This window comes from Amedibacillus sp. YH-ame6 (assembly GCF_053848845.1).
This window is the reverse complement of record NZ_JBSPEZ010000011.1, coordinates 25127-43651: the sequence shown is the minus strand read 5'-3', so window position 1 is coordinate 43651 and position 18525 is coordinate 25127. Positions and strand designations below refer to the sequence as shown.

The 18525-nt window shown below is 34.9% G+C and carries 16 protein-coding genes; 12 read left to right on the top strand and 4 right to left on the bottom strand.

Translation table 11 applies throughout. The features are described from left to right. Window positions 1-53 precede the first annotated feature (53 nt). The 3 genes from ACWG0P_RS08735 (at window position 54) to ACWG0P_RS08725 (ending at window position 1121) form a co-directional block, all read left to right on the top strand. Entirely contained in the window at window positions 54-200 is a 147-nt protein-coding gene (locus ACWG0P_RS08735) for a hypothetical protein (protein WP_455801391.1), read from the top strand. A gap of 99 nt (window positions 201-299) precedes the next feature. Further along, window positions 300-590, top strand: a complete 291-nt coding sequence (locus ACWG0P_RS08730; RefSeq protein WP_455801390.1) for a hypothetical protein — start codon at window positions 300-302, stop codon at window positions 588-590. A gap of 60 nt (window positions 591-650) precedes the next feature. After that, entirely contained in the window at window positions 651-1121 is a 471-nt protein-coding gene (locus ACWG0P_RS08725; protein ID WP_455801389.1) for an ABC transporter permease, read from the top strand. A 59-nt stretch (window positions 1122-1180) separates the two neighbouring features. Here ACWG0P_RS08725 and ACWG0P_RS08720 read toward each other — a convergent pair whose 3' ends face one another. Next, entirely contained in the window at window positions 1181-2494 is a 1314-nt protein-coding gene (locus tag ACWG0P_RS08720) for an ATP-binding protein (protein ID WP_455801388.1), read from the bottom strand. A gap of 399 nt (window positions 2495-2893) precedes the next feature. On the opposite strand from ACWG0P_RS08720, the gene ilvA reads away from it, so the two are divergent. The 6 genes from ilvA (at window position 2894) to ACWG0P_RS08690 (ending at window position 9652) form a co-directional block, all read left to right on the top strand. Continuing rightward, window positions 2894-4096: a threonine ammonia-lyase gene (gene ilvA / locus ACWG0P_RS08715; RefSeq protein ID WP_455790021.1), complete on the top strand. Its 1203-nt coding sequence runs from the start codon at window positions 2894-2896 to the stop codon at window positions 4094-4096. A 21-nt stretch (window positions 4097-4117) separates the two neighbouring features. Continuing rightward, window positions 4118-5791 carry a biosynthetic-type acetolactate synthase large subunit gene (gene ilvB / locus ACWG0P_RS08710; RefSeq protein ID WP_455801387.1) on the top strand — a complete coding sequence of 558 codons (1674 nt, stop codon included), beginning with the start codon at window positions 4118-4120 and terminating at the stop codon, window positions 5789-5791. Between the two features lie 11 nt (window positions 5792-5802). After that, window positions 5803-6294 carry an acetolactate synthase small subunit gene (gene ilvN, locus ACWG0P_RS08705; protein ID WP_455790019.1) on the top strand — a complete coding sequence of 164 codons (492 nt, stop codon included), beginning with the start codon at window positions 5803-5805 and terminating at the stop codon, window positions 6292-6294. Between the two features lie 54 nt (window positions 6295-6348). After that, complete coding sequence (gene ilvC, locus ACWG0P_RS08700; protein WP_455790018.1) at window positions 6349-7344, top strand: ketol-acid reductoisomerase; 996 nt, start codon at window positions 6349-6351, stop codon at window positions 7342-7344. 12 nt (window positions 7345-7356) lie between these two features. Beyond that, complete coding sequence (gene ilvD, locus ACWG0P_RS08695) at window positions 7357-9021, top strand: dihydroxy-acid dehydratase (protein WP_455801386.1); 1665 nt, start codon at window positions 7357-7359, stop codon at window positions 9019-9021. Window positions 9022-9097: 76 nt separating this feature from the next. Further along, window positions 9098-9652, top strand: a complete 555-nt coding sequence (locus tag ACWG0P_RS08690; protein WP_455801385.1) for a DNA-3-methyladenine glycosylase I — start codon at window positions 9098-9100, stop codon at window positions 9650-9652. A gap of 33 nt (window positions 9653-9685) precedes the next feature. Here the strand turns inward: ACWG0P_RS08690 and ACWG0P_RS08685 are convergent, their stop codons facing one another. Then, window positions 9686-10357 (bottom strand): class I SAM-dependent methyltransferase, encoded by a 672-nt coding sequence (locus tag ACWG0P_RS08685; protein ID WP_455801384.1) that lies wholly within the window; start codon window positions 10355-10357, stop codon window positions 9686-9688. 483 nt (window positions 10358-10840) lie between these two features. On the opposite strand from ACWG0P_RS08685, the gene ACWG0P_RS08680 reads away from it, so the two are divergent. After that, on the top strand, window positions 10841-11800 hold the full coding sequence (locus ACWG0P_RS08680; protein ID WP_455801383.1) for an ORF6N domain-containing protein: 960 nt from the start codon (window positions 10841-10843) through the stop codon (window positions 11798-11800). A gap of 147 nt (window positions 11801-11947) precedes the next feature. On the opposite strand, the gene ACWG0P_RS08675 is transcribed toward ACWG0P_RS08680, so the two are convergent. Both ACWG0P_RS08675 and ACWG0P_RS08670 read right to left on the bottom strand, forming a co-directional pair. Next, complete coding sequence (locus tag ACWG0P_RS08675; protein WP_455801382.1) at window positions 11948-12439, bottom strand: ECF transporter S component; 492 nt, start codon at window positions 12437-12439, stop codon at window positions 11948-11950. After that, window positions 12436-12969, bottom strand: a complete 534-nt coding sequence (locus ACWG0P_RS08670; RefSeq protein WP_455801381.1) for an ECF transporter S component — start codon at window positions 12967-12969, stop codon at window positions 12436-12438. Before ACWG0P_RS08670 ends, ACWG0P_RS08675 begins: the two co-directional genes overlap by 4 nt. Window positions 12970-13031: 62 nt before the next feature. Between ACWG0P_RS08670 and pdxR the strand changes: the two genes are divergently transcribed. Together pdxR and ACWG0P_RS08660 are read left to right on the top strand one after the other, a co-directional pair. Beyond that, window positions 13032-14459, top strand: coding sequence for a MocR-like pyridoxine biosynthesis transcription factor PdxR (pdxR, locus tag ACWG0P_RS08665; protein ID WP_455801380.1), 1428 nt, complete (start codon window positions 13032-13034; stop codon window positions 14457-14459). A 167-nt stretch (window positions 14460-14626) separates the two neighbouring features. Further along, window positions 14627-18475, top strand: a complete 3849-nt coding sequence (locus ACWG0P_RS08660) for an EAL domain-containing protein (protein ID WP_455801379.1) — start codon at window positions 14627-14629, stop codon at window positions 18473-18475. The last annotated feature ends 50 nt before the right edge of the window (window positions 18476-18525 follow it).

Sequence of the window (18525 nt, the reverse complement as noted above, 5' to 3'; positions counted from 1 at the left end):
CTTGGATGAGGTTCTTTTTTTCTGGTTACGCTATGAGTAGGAGCGTGAGATATATGGAAAATAAAAATAAAGGAAAAGAACTACAAAAGGAAGCACAACAAGAAAACAAAAAGAGTGCTGTAAACAATCAATGGACTACAAATAACTCAAAGTATTACCCCGATGAAAGGGAACGTAGGGATGGTCCAGGGGGAGATTAAATCGCAGATTAAGTTCTGCTTTTTATTTTCTCTTTTCGCCATAATTTATATACTAAGATATAATTCGGGTAAGAAAGAGAGAGATGTGGAGGAAATACTATGGTGAAGGGAATTAGGTATGTGATTACAGAGAACTTTACGAACATGTATCGCATCTTCTGTATTTCCAAGTATGAAATCCTTGCGGAGAAGAAAGATTCAAAGCTTGGGATAATTTGGAACTTTGTATCACCAACCATACAAGTCATTACATTTTATCTTGTATTTGGTCTAGTTATGAAACATCAAAATGTACAAGGTATTCCATATCTGCCTTGGGTTACTGTGGGATTGAGTGTGTGGTGGTTTATACAACCTTCTATTGTGAAGGGATGTGTAGCCATATTTTAAAAAACGGATATTATCAAAAGGATGAAGTTTCCTTTTAGTATATTACCAATGACAGTGATTATGAAAGAGCTATTTCATCATTGCTGTATGTTGTGTATATGTTTTGTGGTTCTGTTGATTTTTGGAATTTATCCAACGGTATACTGGTTAGGAACACTCTATTATATGCTATGTGCAATTGCGTTATTAGAAGCGATTGCCTTAATCACTTCCGTGTTAACAATGCTTTGGCGTGATGTGAAGAAGTTGATTAGTGCACTTATGAGAATGTTGTTGTATTTATCTATGGTGTTATTTGTGGAAGGGTTTGATTCTATTCAAATTTTTGGAATTGAAGTTATGAATGTATTTGTTAAGTATAATCCGGTAACTTATATAGTAAGTGGGTATCGCGATTGTTTATTGATGGAGAAATCCATCTTTGCACATCCGAACATGATGTTGTATTTTTGGGTACTGGTAGGGGTAATGTTTTGTGTTGGGAGTTTTTTGATGTATAAGTTTAAGAAGAAGTTTATCGATATGATTTGAAAAGAAAAAAACATAAGAAAACGTATCCTATGTGTTGATTACATTAGGATACGCTTTTATTATGTATTCTTTGCTTGTCCTGCTAGATAATAAATTAATTGTTGAGCAGCTCTTCCACTCATGCCTCCATGGCTTAATTCCCATTTGCGAGCTTCTGCGTGTAATTCTTCCTCGCTTAAGGTAATGGATGGATATTTCTTTGCGAGTTCCACAACGATTTCAAAATAGTTCTTTTGACTTGGTCTTTCATAACAAATGCTACATCCAAATCGAGCAACCAAACTAAGCTTTTCTTGCATTGTATCCGAACGATGTAATTCATCTTGGCTCATATCACTCCGATCACTCCAAGTTTCGCGAATCAAGTGACGACGATTGCTCGTTGCGTAGATGAGAATGTTATCGGGTTTCGTTTCCACGCCACCCTCAATTACGGCCTTAAGGAATTTGTACTCAATTTCAAATTCTTCAAATGATAAATCGTCCATATAAATAATGAAACGATAATTACGATTTTTAATTTGCGAGATGATGGTAGATAAGTCTTTGAATTGGTGTTTGTATATTTCAATCATACGTAAACCATCTTTGTAGAATTCATTTACAATGGCTTTGATACTTGTGGATTTACCAGTTCCGCTATCTCCATATAATAGGACGTTGTTTGCTTCTTTGCCTTCTACAAAGGCTCTTGTATTATTGACTAGCATTTCTTTTTGCATTTGATAACCAACCAAATCGTCTAAACGAACGACTTCCATGTTGTTGATAGGAAGTAAGGTTATGCTTTGATCGTCATTGGAACGGATACGAAAGGCTTTGTTTAAGCCAAACATGCCTACACCATATTGGTGATAGAAGCTCGTGATGATTTTAAAAATTTCTTCTTCATCGTTTGCTTGTTCAATTTGTTCACTGATGGTTTTTACCATGGTGGAAACATTCTTGTTGTACATACGTTCTTTTTTAGAAACAGAGGTATAGTTTGTAATGATAGAGAAACAGTTGATATCAAGTGCTTGTTCAATAGGGGAGAAATCAAAATCAAATAAACGTTTGATGATTTTGAAGTCATGTTTTGCGAATTGGTTGACGCTCCCTTGGATATCTTGATTCTTTTCACTGACTAAGGAAAATGAGTTTTCATTCATTAGTAATAAGAAACATAAATAGTTGTGCCATAGATTCTTATCGAATGCATAACGTGTAGATAGATCTAGTAAAGCTTTGATTTGGGTATAGATGCGTTCTAGAAGTTCACTTTCTTCATAGGTGCCTTTATCAAAGTCATGAAAGATATCACGTAAGGCATATAGGATTTCACCTTCCTTTAAATCTCTATATAATATAAATCTAGATATGTCTTTATACATAAACAATTCCTCCCAATAAATGTATGTTTATTATATACCTTTTTATCTCATATTTAAACGTTTTCTTGGTATATGATATATCGCTTACATAGAAATGTAAATATTTTACAAGAAAATTGAAAAAATGACTGAAAAGTATTGACATACAAATGAAAAAGTTTTATTCTATATGTAATGTTTGAAAGGAAGTGGATCTTGTGAACGGCACTTATATAAACGCAATCAGCGTCATTATTATTATTCTCATAGTCTTAAACAAGTCTGTTTTTCTTTCAAAATTTTCTGAAAAGGGAATTTAAACAGTCGCTTTTGTTGTTGAGGGCGTGAGATAGAAAGAAAAGCAGCGTATGCACTATAGAACGCTGCTTTTATTTTAAGAAAGATTAGGGAGGAACATGTATGGATTGTAAGGATGTAGAACAAGCGGCCGCAAGGCTTTCGGGTAATATTCATAATGTGAAAGTAACATCATCAAAGACATTTTCCGCGATGTCAGGATGTGAGTTATTTCTAAAATGTGAGAATCGACAGAAAACAGGTTCCTTTAAAGTAAGAGGCGCTTTCAATAAACTGGCGAAATTAAAAGAAGAAGGGTATCAGGGAGAACTCATTGCGAGTAGTGCAGGGAATCATGCACAAGGCGTTAGTTATGCAAGTGCACAATTGGGGATGCACGCGACCATTGTGATGCCAAAGAGTACACCGATTGCGAAAGTATTGGCGACCCAAGGGTATGGAGCTGAAGTTGTCTTAGCAGGTGATTGTTACGATGAGTGTTATCAAGAAGCACTTCGTATACAGAAGGAAAGAGAAGCCTTATTCATTCATCCATTTGATGATGAAGATGTCATTGCTGGACAGGGAACCATTGCTTATGAAATATGTCATGATCTTCCTAATGTAGATATGATTGTAGTACCTGCAGGAGGTGGAGGATTATTATCTGGAATTGCCTTCTACGCAAAACAGATCAATCCTAGAATTAAAGTTGTAGGGGTACAGGCAGAAGGTGCGAATGCCATTGTACAATCCTTTAAGAAAAAGAAACATGTCGCAACCAAACATGTAAATACAATTGCCGATGGAATTGCAGTTATGAATCCAGGTAGTAAAACAAATAAACTCATACAAGAATATGTAGATGATATGGTCACTGTAAGTGATAATGAAATAGCCGCTACAATACTGCTTCTACTCGAACGTGAGAAACAAGTAGTAGAACCTGCTGGAGCCGCAAGTCTTGCGGCAATCTTAAATCAAAAAATAGATGTTGCGGGGAAGAAAGTAGTTTGTGTGTTATCCGGTGGTAATATTGATGTATCCTTTATTCATAAAGTAGTTGAAAAAGGACTAGTAACACGTGGAAGAAATATGAAGTTTCGTGCATTGATGTTGGATGTTCCGGGAAGTCTTGAACATTTAACACATGTAGTAAATGTTGCGAATGCAAACATCATTGAAGTACAATATGATCGTATACAAGCAGATTTAAATCTGAATGAAACGATTTTGCATATTGCGGTTGAAGTATCTAGTAAGGAACATGGAGATGCATTGTTAGATGCCTTACGTGAAGCTGGATACGTTGTTACATTAGAATAAAATGAGAAGGGAGAGAATGTTATGAAAATGAATGGATCGCAAATCTTAGTACAAGCTTTGATAGATCAGGGTGTGGATACCATTTTTGGTTATCCAGGAGGCTCCGTATTAAATATTTATGATGCACTATATGAACGTGCAAATGATTTACATCATGTCCTTACTTCTCATGAACAAGGGGCTGCACATGCAGCGGATGGATATGCGAGATCAACTGGTAAAACAGGTGTTTGTTTAGCAACGAGTGGACCAGGGGCAACCAATCTTGTAACAGGTATAGCGACAGCGTATATGGATTCTATTCCGATGGTCGCAATTACAGGAAATGTTCCAAATGATTTAATCGGTAGAGATAGTTTCCAAGAGGTCAATATCGCAGGAATTACAATGCCAATTACCAAACATAATTTTATCGTACAACATGTAGAAGATTTAGCCGCAACGATAAGAAAGGCATTTGTGATTGCGAATTCTGGAAGAAAAGGACCAGTCCTAGTTGACATTCCTAAAGATGTTACGGCAGCCACATGTGAGTATACGCAATTGCCTCGTTTCCGTATTCGTAAACTTCCACGTGTAAATGATACAGAATTTGAAAAAGCACTGGATATGATTATGAAAGCAGAGCGCCCTATGATTTATGCAGGTGGAGGTATTATTTCAAGTAATGCGTCAAAGGAATTATTAGAATTCTCACAATATATGGATATTCCAGTAAGTTGTTCCATGATGGGGTTATCCTCTGTACCTTATGATTATGATTTATACTTGGGTATGATAGGAATGCATGGTACGCCAGTATCCAATTATGCGACACTGCATACGGATTTGATCATAGCAATTGGTTCTCGATTCTCAGATCGTGTAGCGGGAAATCGTAGCGAGTTTGGAAAAGAAGCGAACATCATTCACTTCGATATCGATGCGAGTGAAATCAGTAAGAATGTTGCGAGTGATATTAGTATTGTTGGAGATGCCAAATATATTTTAAAGAAGATGATGCAACGTATGCCAGAGAGTAAACATAGTGAATGGACAAGCAAGTTGAAAGAAGTAAAATCAAAAAAAGATCTTCCTAAACCTGTAGATCCAGGAACTAGTGTTGATCCTCGTGATTTGGCATTATCACTTCATCAAATTGTTGGAGAGGATGCGATAATCGTTACCGATGTTGGACAACATCAAATGATTATGGCACAATATTATCAGTTCTCGAAACCAAGAAGCTTCGTTAGTTCTTGTGGATTAGGTACGATGGGATTTGGTATGGGAGCTGCAATTGGTACTAAATTAGCGAACCCAGATCGACCAGTTATTCTAGTCAGTGGAGATGGAAGTTTCCATATGAATATGAACGAGATGGCAACAGCAGTGAGTGAAGAACTTCCTATCATTGTATTATTATTCAATAATGCAGTATTAGGAATGGTAAGACAATGGCAGACATTGTTCTATGATCATCGCTATTCACAAACCAATATCAATCGTAAAACCGATTATGTAAAACTTGCGGAAGCATTTGGTGCAAAAGGAATGCGTATTAAAACACATAGTGATATTGAACCTGTTATGAAAGAAGCTTTACAATCAAAAACACCAGTCATTATTGATTGTTGGATTGATAAAGATGATTGTGTATTCCCAATTATTCCACCAGGAAAAAGTGGAAAAGATATCATCCTTTATGGAAATTAGGAGGTAAGGTTATGAAAAGTGCAGTTATTTCATTATTAGTATCCAACCACTTTGGTGTCCTTACCAGAGTTACCAATCTGTTTTCACAAAGAGGATACAACATTGATACCTTAGCCGTAGGTGTTACAGAGAATCCAAAATTTTCTCGTATTACCATTACGACAGGTGGAGAAGAAAATATTATCAATCAGATTAAGCTACAATTAGCAAAATTAGAAGATGTAAAAGTCGTGGAAGAAATTCCTGATGAAAAATTATTTGTACGAGAAGTTGTGTTGGTGAAAGTAAAACCAAATGAAGAACAAATTTCAATGTTTGAAAAAATTATCGATGACTTCAAAGGACGTACACAGATTATTGAAGACAACTGTTATATTGTAGAATTTACAGATACTCCTGCGACGATTGATTACGTCATTGAGGAGCTACGTGAATTCCATATACAGGAAGTCAGTAGAACAGGTGGAGCTGCATTACAGCTTACCAGTGGAACTATATATTAAACGTAAATATACGTTTGATGATAAAAGTATATAACCAAATAGGAGGACAAGAACATGGTTAAAGTTTATTATGATACGGATTGTAATTTGGATTTATTAAAAGGGAAAACAGTTGCGATTATCGGTTTCGGTAGTCAAGGACATGCACATGCAGAAAACTTGAAAGACAGTGGAGTAAACGTAGTAGTTGGTTTACGTCCAGGATCAAAGAGTCGCACAAAAGCAGAAGAAGCAGGACTTACTGTTATGGATACGGCCGCTGCCGCTAAAGCAGGAGATGTGATTATGATTTTGGCACCTGATCAAGATCAACCAGATATCTACAAGAATGACATTGAGCCTAACTTAGAACCAGGAAATATGTTGATGTTTGCTCATGGGTTTGCGATTCACTTCAATCAAATCGTTGCGCCTAAAGGTGTAGATGTTACCATGTGTGCACCTAAAGGACCTGGGCATACCGTACGTTCTCAATACTTAGAAGGTAGAGGAGTTCCATCTTTGATCGCGATTCATCAAGATGAAAGTGGAAAAGCTCATGAATATGCATTAGCGTATGCTTGTGGTATTGGGGCAGGTCGTGCAGGAATCATTGAAACAACATTCCGTGCAGAAACAGAAACTGACTTATTCGGTGAACAAGCTGTCTTATGTGGTGGTGTTTGTGAACTTATGCAAGCAGGTTTTGATACCCTTGTAGAAGCAGGTTATGAACCAGAGATGGCATACTTTGAATGTATCCATGAAATGAAATTAATCGTTGACTTAATCAATAGTGGTGGATTCGCAATGATGCGTTATTCTATCTCAGATACTGCAGAATACGGAGATTACGTTACTGGAAAACGTTTAATTACAGAAGAAACACGTAAAGAAATGAAAAAAGTATTAACCGAAATTCAGGATGGTACATTTGCTGGAAACTGGATTACAGAAAACAAAGCAGCTGGACGCTCTCACTTCTTAGGAATGCGTAGAGTACATGCAGAACACCCATCTGAAGTAGTAGGAGCTCAATTACGTAAAATGATGAGCTGGTTAAAAAAATAGGAAGTGATAACTATGGGAAGACCAAGTGATTCAGTGATAAAAGGAGATGCTTGCGCTCCGCAACGTTCCTTGTTTTATGCCCTTGGTTTCACCAAGGAAGAATTAGAAAGACCTTTGATTGGAGTTGTAAGTGCATACTCTGAAATCGTGCCTGGACATATGCATCTTGATAAGATTACAGAAGCAGTGAAAGCTGGTATTCGTATGGCTGGAGGTACTCCAATCATGGTGCCTAGCATCGGTGTATGTGATGGAATTGCGATGGGACACATTGGTATGAAATATTCTCTAGCTAGTAGAGAGTTGATTGCGGACAGTGTGGAGACTATGGCAAGAGCACATGGCTTCGATGGTTTGGTATTAGTACCAAACTGCGATAAGATTGTACCTGGTATGTTAATGGGTGCATTGCGTGTGAATGTTCCAACAGTCGTCATGTCTGGAGGAGCAATGTTGCCTGGAAACGATGCAGGAAAAGCAATGAGTTTATCTACGATGTTTGAAGCAGTCGGTGCGAAAAAAGCGGGACTTATCAACGAAGATAGACTTACAGAAATTGAACAAAATGCATGTCCTGGATGTGGATCTTGTTCTGGTATGTTTACCGCAAATTCTATGAACTGTTTATGTGAAGCATTAGGAATTGCATTGCCAGGAAATGGAAGCGTACCTGCAGTATATGCTCTACGTCTACAAATGGCAAAAAAAGCTGGTATGCAAGTTATGGAGCTGCTAGAGCGAAATATACGCCCAAGAGATATCGTAAATGAGAAATCATTACGTAATGGATTGGCTGCGGATATGGCACTTGGATGTTCTTCTAATACCGTATTGCATTTACTTGCTATCGCAAAAGAAGCAGGCGTGAATGTGGATTTGGATGTCATCAATGAAATTTCTATGAAGACTCCAAATTTATGTAAACTTGCTCCTGCAGGTCCTGATCATATTGTGGATTTATACAATGCTGGAGGCGTTCAAGCAGTCTTAAAAGAACTTTCCAAAAAAGCATTGATTGATGATTCCTTAATGACAGTGACTGGTAAAACAGTGAAAGAGAACATTGCGAATGTAATGAATAGTAACCATACGATTATTAAAGATATTGATCAACCAAACAGTGCAAATGGTGGGATTGCTGTATTATATGGAAATATCGCACCTAAAGGCTGTGTGGTGAAACGTTCTGCAGTTGCTCCAGAAATGATGAAACATACTGGACCTGCTCGCGTATACGATAGCGAAGAGGCTGCTATTGAAGCTATTTATGCTGGAAACATCGTAAAAGGTGATGTCGTTGTTATTCGTTATGAAGGGCCTAAAGGTGGTCCTGGTATGCGTGAAATGTTAAATCCTACATCTGCACTTGCAGGTATGGAACTTGATAAGGATGTTGCTTTAATAACCGATGGACGTTTTTCTGGGGCTTCACGTGGTGCTAGTATTGGACATGTTTCTCCAGAAGCTGCCGCAAAAGGACCTATCGCAATCATTCAAGAAGGTGAGCAAATTGAAATTGACATCAATGCAGGTACTATTAATGTATTGATTTCAGAAGATGAAATTGCTCAACGTATTGCGAAACTTCCTGATTTTGAACCGAAAATCAAAGAAGGCTGGCTATCTCGTTACGCAAGACTAGTGTCTTCTGCGGATGAAGGAGCTGTCTTAAAATAAGAATCTATGTACTCTTACTTTGTAGGAGTACATTTTCTTTACGTGCTATGCTATACTAAAGAAAAAAGGAGTGCTTATGGAAAAGAAGAGATGTTGTTGGGCAGAACATGTAGAAGAAGTTTATATAAACTATCATGATCAAGAATGGGGAGTGCCAGTACATGATGATCATAAACTTTTTGAGATGTTATTGTTAGAATCCTTTCAAGCTGGATTATCATGGATTACCATTTTGAAGAAACGTGAGAATTTCAGAGAAGCTTTTGATCATTTTGATGTTCATAAAGTGGCTACTTATGATGAGAATAAAATACAAGAACTAAAAGGGAATGCTGGTATTATTCGAAATGGACTCAAAATAAAAGCAGCGATTAAAAATGCACAAATATTTATAGATATACAAAAAGAGTATGGAAGCTTTTCTAATTATTTGTGGCATTTTACAGATTATAACGTAATATTGGGTGGGGAAGAAATGGTAACACATTCTCCATTATCGGATATGATTTCAAAAGACTTATATGATCGGGGGATGCGTTTTGTTGGTACGGTGATTATATATTCTTATCTACAAGCAGTGGGTGTCATAAATGATCATGAAAAAGCATGTTATTTGTATCATAAGCGATAAAAAAAGGGTTCTTCTACAGGCGTAGAAGAACTCTTATTTCTTGTAACAAGTGACAACGTAGCATTTTCCTTTTGGTACATCGTGTGTTTCAATGGTGCGTACATTGCTTGGTAATGCATCTACAATGCCATCGCCTGCAATGTTTTTACTCATAATCACAATCTTACCTTCAGGACTTGTGACACGTACCATTTCTTCGATTGCTTTTTTCATATCTTTAAAGGGTGTATGATTTCCATCGTGAAATACACAAGTGAATACATCGTCTTGAAATGGAAGTGCTTCTGCATCACCATGACATAAAGTAAGCGATTGTTCACTATCTTTCATAAGCTCACTAGCTTTTCTAAGGTTCGCTTTGTTTGCGTCAATACCGACAAACTTTACGGATTTCAGTGGAAGTGTGCGAATGTTTGCTCCATCACCGACACTGACTTCTAAAGCATATTCTCCAGGCCATAATTCTAAATATTGTAGGTAAGATGCTCGTGTTTTTTTGTCATTACTAAAAGGATTTTTTAACTTCTTAGTAATGGGTGTAGTATTTGTTGTATCATGTTCTTCATGCGCTATAAAATCAACGATATCGTTTTCATCGATGGTATATGCAATTGTTTTTGATTCATTTTTTAAAACGTGTTTAGACTCACTATAAATAAGTGTTTCTTTTGTGGCAGGATCTTGCCAAATATCTTCGTTAAACATTGTGGTAGCCCCCTTTTTTATATGTATTTATTATACAACTGGGGGTGAGAAAAAGCAATTTATGAATGCTATTATTGTTGTTTGTAAATTACTTAAAGTTTAAAAAGGTATGGACTAAAGAAGAAGGTTTGAAAATTTTAAAAGCACTAAGTTGAATGTTATAGCATTTCATTTGATTTGCGTTTTATTTGAACACAGAAGATGTAGAGAAATACATTGGTAAATGTTTACCTGTTATTTTGAAGAATTATAAAGAGGAATTTTTGCAGTGTCTTGTATTATATAGTGGAGAATATTTTTGTTCTATGACTATGAGAGAGTTTATTGAATATAGAGATGGTTGCAATGATGTGATAAAGAGGCTCATCTTAGAATTTTTTGCTTGAGATCGTGGTTACATTTTGTTACCCCAAAAATAAATCAAGAAAATTTAGGAATTTTGTATATAAATCTCGTATATATAATATGAAGGGAGGTAATTGAATGAATGAAATAATTACCAAAGGTAAAGAATTTAAAGATTTAGTACATATAATACGTGGACAACAAGTGATGTTAGATAGTGATTTAGCACAATTATATGGAACAGAGGTTAGTAAATTAAATCAACAAGTTAAGCGTAATATAGAAAAATTCCCAAATGATTTTATGTTTCAACTAACCAAAGAAGAGCAGGATAACTTGAAATCACAAAATGTGACTTCAAGTTCACATGGTGGGAAGAGAAAATTATCTTTTGTATTTACAGAACAGGGAGTGTACATGATTGCTACGATTTTAAAAAATGACATTGCGACACAACAAAGTATCTATATTATGAGATCTTTTAAAGAAATGAAACATTATCTAGTTGAAAACAAACAATTACTAGATAATACAGACTTCTTAAAATTAACAACAACGGTCATGCAGAACAAAGAGGATATACGAATTATGAAAGATACCATGGCGACAAAAAGTGATATAGACAAAATCATGGAAAACTTTATTGATGATACTCCAGTAAAAGAAATAACTTTCTTAGAAGGTCAAAGATTTGAAGCCAATGAAGCTTACATAAGCATTTATAGACAAGCAGAACATACCATCTTTGTAATTGATAATTATGTTGATTTCGATACTTTGAGTTTACTTAAGCATAAGCAAGAAAATGTAGATGTGACTATTTTTACTGCAAATAATAGCGTTCCAAAATTGCAGAGATTAGAAGTAGCTAATTTTGATAGAGAATATCCCAATTTATATATCAAAAGAATTAGAGATTTCCATGACCGTTATATTATCTTAGATTATGGTACATCAGATGAAGTTATGTATCATTGTGGTCATTCTAGTAAGGATACTGGAAATAAAGTTAGCACCATTCATAAAATGTTGGATACAGAAGTCATGCATCCTGTAATAGATATAATTTTAGAAAATAGCGACTTTTTGTTTAGATAGTTTCATTTGGTGAAGTGCAAATTTTGCACCACAAATTGTTCTTTGGCAATTGAATATCCCCTTTCTTTTTTTACACATATTGCAAATAAAGAAAGGGGATATTATTTGAGTTTAGAGTTACTTTACGAATTGAAGAATTATAAAATGCTAAATATCTTTAATATTACGTTTTAAAATAGGAAGGGCTAATAGAGCGATTACGATACCGACTCCTCCTTGTAATAGATTAGCCGGTATTCCACTTAGTCCTAATGCCCAACTATCATTGATGAAGGAGTCACATACAAAGTAACCACTGACCATGATAAGCGCTCCGATTGCATATGAAATATATTTTAGATTTGTTTTTATACGTTGGAAGATAAAAGCAATAAGGAATCCTTCCAATCCTTTGATGAACAAAGTAGGGATGAAATAGATTGCATACCCTCCCGCAATATCCGCAAGTGCACTACCAATCCCTCCAATTAAGAACGCCATCCATGGATTTATAATGGACGCAAATAACATAATGAATCCATCTCCAAGATTGAAATAGCCCTGTATTCCATTAGGGATTTTAATTAGATAAGTTGCTAGAAATACAAGTGCCATTCCTAGTGCTGATATGACGATACTTTTTATATTATTGTTTTTCATTTTGTCACCTCATGTAATACTTGTTTATAAATTCTAGAAGTCGCTACATGCTTTTGTACAACTGGCAGTGCGACAAGTGCTATAACACATCCAAAGGTAGATTGAATGATATTTTCTACGATGCCACTAACCGCAATCCATAAGTTTCCCTTCAAGTACCACTTCGCTAGGAAATATCCACTCACCATGATTATGGAACCAAGCAAATATGCGATAAAGCGTACTCGATTTCCATACTTTTGAAAAAGCCATCCAACAAGAAATCCTTCCAAACCTTTTATAATCAACGTAAAGAAGAAATAATGGCTATATCCTCCTGCAACATCCGCTAAAGCACTTCCTAATCCACCGATAAAGAAACCACCAATAGGTCCTAGAATAGAAGAAAATAATAAAATGAAACCATCTCCTAAATTGAAATATCCATCAATTCCATTTGGAATCTTAATATACATTGTGACACTAAATACGACAGCCATTCCTAAGGCATAAACGACAAGTTCCTTAGTAGAAAAAGTAGTTGTTTTCATAAGCTTCCTCCCTTTACCAAAAAATGGTAGCTTTAGTATAACAGAAGACTGTGTATATAAAAATGCACAGAAATAATAAAAAAACAGGGGACAGTTATGATATACTTAAAGGGGTGATACAGATGAAAGTAAAAGCAATGAACTTTGAAAAACAACGTGGAATAAAATTGTATGAACAAGTATGTAGAAAACTAGAAGAGGATATTCTTGAAGGGTATTTGAAACAAGGTGATCAACTCCCAAGTATTCGTCAAGCTGTAACTATGTTTAAGGTATCTAAAACCTGTGTAGAAAAAGCATATGGGGTATTGGAGATGAATGGATTGATTCGCTCCATTGCTCAAAAAGGATACTTTGTGGATGTAGATGAAGAACATGTAAAGCTAAGAAAAGAGGTGGTGGAACATGTGGATTTGTATGAGGAAGAAATTATTCGTTATGATTTCCGTTCACAGAGTATGGATAAAGATGCTTTTGATGTGACACTTTGGAAGAAATATTTAAAAGAGGTGCTTGATCATCATCAAGAAATAACCACATATGGAGTTGCAAGAGGGGAGCAAGCTTTGCGTATTGCGCTTGCTAATTATGCTTATACAATGCGTGGTGTATTGTGTAGTGAAAAAAATATAATGGTAGGTGCAAGTTTTCAATCGTTGTTGTATATACTGTTAGGGTTAATAAATCGTCCCCTTGTTTTTGGTATGGCTGAAGAAGCATTTCTTCCTGCACAGATGGTGTGTGAGGATTATCAAATTCCGATCCAATACATAAAAACAGATAACGAAGGAATTTGTATAGATGACTTGAACCAAAGTGATATTAATGTACTCTATATCAATAGTGCTGCTGCAGGAACTTATCATCAACCGTTATCTAAAAAAAGACAAAAGCTGCTTCTTCAATGGGCGCGAGAAAGAAATGCCTATATCATAGAGGATGATCATAATGGAGAGTTGCGTTATCACACGAAGATGGCACCTGCGATGCAGGGATTCGATGGCGGGAAACAAGTGTTATATATAGGTTCATTTTCTCGATTATTGTTGCCAGCTTTACGTATATCTTATTGTGTTTTGAATGAGGATTTATTGCAAAAGTACCAACAAAGGATGAATTTTTACACTCCCACTTCAAGTAAAATTGAACAATTAGCTCTCGCATACTATATTAGTGATGGTCATTTGGAACGCCATGTGAAAAGATTACGTAAGCACTATGCTTCAAAATGCAGTCACATGGAAATATTATTACGCACTTATTTTTCTAATGCTGCCATACATTTAGAAGAATCCTCCCTTTGTTTTATTTTACATTTTCAAGAAAATTTGGATGTAACATCATTATTACAACTTGCTAAACAGAAGCAAATTCGAATTTCCATAAGCAACAAAGGAGATATGATATTGTCCTTTGCTGCGATTATGGAGGATTACATGGAACAGGCTATAGAAGAATTATACGCACTTTATATACAGGTAAAGTTATAATTATATAAGAGAATCGCTTGTTAAGTATTATTTCTTTTTGATGACTTGAAACGTAAAGCGTTTTCTTTTTTTCTGTAATATTTAAAAAATATACAATTTATGGAATAAAAGATGATATAATATAAATATATCATAGAAAAAAGTATGTGTTAGATGAGGTGATATGTATGAGTACTATTACAAACACGAAACTAATAGATCTGGAAAATGCGTATGCATTTATCTCGATCAAGTCGGAACTTGTGATAGAGCATGCAAATGACAGTTTTTACAAATTAGTTGGTTATAGTGAAAAAGAATTGAAGCAGAAAAATGGTGCACGTTTATCTGCTCTTTTGCCTGTGGAAGAGTTTATAGGAATTCAAGAATTTTTGCTAGGGGTATTAAATTATAAGGAGTTTAAGCTCTCTTTTAAAAAGAACGATAATGCGATTTCTTTTGTGCTTTGTTCTATACAAAAATTTCATAGTGAAGATGGAACCGAATTATTCATGCAATGCATTGATATCAATCATTTCCAAGCGGTGGCTCGTCATTTAGAAGATATCACTTCTATGTTTGAATATTTACTAGATTTTGAAAAAGCTGGGGTATTATTATTTGATCGCAGTGGTAAAAATATATATTATTGTCACATGGATTCCTTTATTTTGAAGGATGTTTCAAAGGATAGTGAATTTCCTGCTGTACTTTTGGATAGGGGAAGAATTCACCCAGAGCATGTTGACGAATTAAAAGCATGTGAAGAATTTATGAAGTCTGCAGAAGTAGGGAAGCAAATGTCAGTGGAACTACAAATGTTAAACAATAAACAAGAGTATATATGGATTAAAATAGATATATCCTTGCATTCATTTCGAGGTCATGAAGAACTTCTTTGTGTGTTAGGTGATATAGAATCACAAAAAGCAACAGTAAGTCAATATGTTGAGCAATCGCTCTTTTATCAGTCGGTTTTATCTTCTACATCTGCTTATGGACATTTGGATATCAGTGAAAATAAAATATTGAAGATGGGCGGGTTATGGAATTTATATAATGAAGTGATAGATACCATGACCTATTCAGAACTTTTTCGTTCCTTTATTGAGGTCATTGTACATCCTGATGATCGCAAACATTATTTGGAAGTATTAGAATGCAAAAATCTTCATGATTCCTATGAAAATGGAATCACGATGTTAGGATGTGAATTCAGAAGAATTGTTGATCAGAATAAAATGGTATGGATGGAAATAACAATTCATTTATTTAAAAATCCTCTGAATGAACATTTGATGGCATTGATGTATCTAAAAAATATTAAACACAATTATAATGGACAAGATGCGAAAGATAAGAAAATCGATACTTTGACGAATTTGTATTGCCGTGGAACACTGATTGATGAAATCGGCAGTTATTTATCTCAAATGGCACAAGATGAAATATGTGCGTTTATTTTTTGTAATATCAATCATATGAGAGCTATAAATGAAGAGTTTGGATATGTTTCAGGAGATTCAGTTTTGATTTCCATATCTAATATTTTGTCTACTGTTTTCAGAAAACGAGATATACTGGGGCGGTACGATAATGATCATTTTATCATTTTATTGAAAGACACACAGATAAGCAATATTGAAAATCGTATTCAGGCCATATTCGATTTGGTGGAACAGCATAAAGATATTCCATATACTGTATCATTAGGTATTGTATATGCAAAAAAACAAGATACATTTGCCAATTGTTTTAAACAAGCAAACATTGCTTTGATGCGTGTAGAAACGAGAACAAAGAATTCCTTCTTCATGTATTCGGATGATTTGGTTTCTGTTGAAGAACATCAAGAATTTTCTAAACATGCAGAGAATGTCGCTCGCCAAGTGTATAAGATAGAAGAAAATATCGAATGCGTAAATGAATCTGAGTTTGATCGTTTGATTGGAGAACAAGGGGATATTGCATACCTTGTGCATCCGGAAACATATGAATTATTGATTGGGAATCAAGCATTCTATGAACGATTGGGTTTAACAAAGAATGATTGTAAAGGGCGTACATGTTATGATTTACTACATAATCGTCAAACCTCTTGCCCATTCTGCCAAAAATCAAATTGGACGAATGACAAGTACTTTATGTATCGGAATTATAATCAGAAGTTAGAACAAGAGTTTTTGATCAAAAATAAGATGGTGACTTGGAAAGGAAATCAAGCGCTTTTAGCGTTTGCAATTGACTTATCTAATGATAAAAGTGTAGTAGATTTACTACAAAATGACATGAGTGAAGAGACCTATATTTTAGCAGGAATACAAAATATGCAGAAAACAAGCACGTTGGATGGTGTTATGGAATCTGCATTAGAAACAATTTGTCTCTATTTTAGGGCAGATACTGTACGTTTTTGGGATGTTACACGCCATGGAGAGGAAGCTCGTTGGGTATATAGCAATAGCAAAGATTCGGAAGCCTTGTATTATGATAAAGAAGACCGTAAAATCATTGCGAGTTATTTAGATAATCGTCAGTGGAAAGATCATTTGAGGGTTGAAAATTGTGAGACAGTTATGACCGTGTCTTATGATTTGTATACTATTCTAAAACAAAAGAACATTTACAATCAAGAATGGTATTGTTTATATGATGGTAGTCAAGAATTAGGAATCATCGAAATTGATAACTTACATGGGAATCTACAGAATATTTCTTTCTTGAAAAATTTCACTGCGTTTGTCGCAAATGAATGGCATAAGTGTAAAATGGTCGAAGATATTTTATACACACAGAAATATGATACTTTAACGGGACTTTACAACAGGAAAAAATATGATGAATTTGTATCTCAATATAATCCTGATAGTGTGAATAATCTTGCGGTTATCATGATTGATATCAATGGATTAAGTAATATTAACTCTTTAAAGGGTACAAAAATGGGAGATACCTATTTAAAAACTGTTGCGAATTTAATGCAAGAATGTTTTGCAGGTGCGATTAATTATCGACTGGGCGGAGATGAATTTCAAAGTATTTTTATGGATGTAGAATTAAAACAGTTGGAACATGCCATCAAACGATTCCAAGAGAAAGTGAGTACACTAAATGAGTTCTCAATTTCCATTGGATATTCATGGGATGCAGTAGAGAAAAAGTTAGCTACTATGATTAAGTTTGCAACACAAAGTAAACTTGTGAATAAGAAAGCTAAAAAGTCACGGATTAATGAATTAAAAAATATTGATCATTATAAAATGCAAGACGAATTGATATCTGCTATTGAAAACAAAGAATATGTCATTTACTTACAGCCCAAAGTAAATGCTAAGTATGGAGACGTTGTTGGTGCGGAAGCATTGATTCGAAAAATTGGAACGAATGGCAACCTTGTTCCTCCATCTGAATATATTCCTAAATATGAGCAGAATGGAATTATTCGTTACATAGATCTATTTGTATTTGAAGAAGTATGTAAATTAATAAGGAAATGGTCACTCTCTGGAAAAAGGTGTCCTATCATTTCGCTTAATTTCTCAAGAGTTACAATGATGGAAGAAAATTTAATAGATATTATGAATACAATTGTAAAACAATATGATATTTCAAAGAAATATATTGAAATAGAAATCACAGAAAGCTATGCGGATGTTGGGAAAACGATGCTCTATCAACGAGCTCGTCAAATTCACGAAGCAGGATTTTCTCTATCATTAGATGACTTTGGTACAGATTTTACGAACTTATCAATTTTATCAGATATTCATGTAGATGTTTTAAAGATAGACAAAAGTTTGATACATTCCTTAAAGGAACACGAGAAGAATATGACAGTTATAAAACATATCCTCGATATGTGTAAAGAATTACATATTGCAGTCATAGCAGAAGGTGTCGAAAATATGGAACAACGCAATTTATTGATGGGACTTGGATGTTATCTCATTCAAGGATATTTATTTAGCAGACCCGTTGATGTAACTACTTTTGAGAAAGCTTTTTTAACAAGGGTAAAAGAAAAAATTACATCATGACAATTCTGTAACAGTCGTGGACTTCACGGCTGTTTTCTTTTATAATGAGA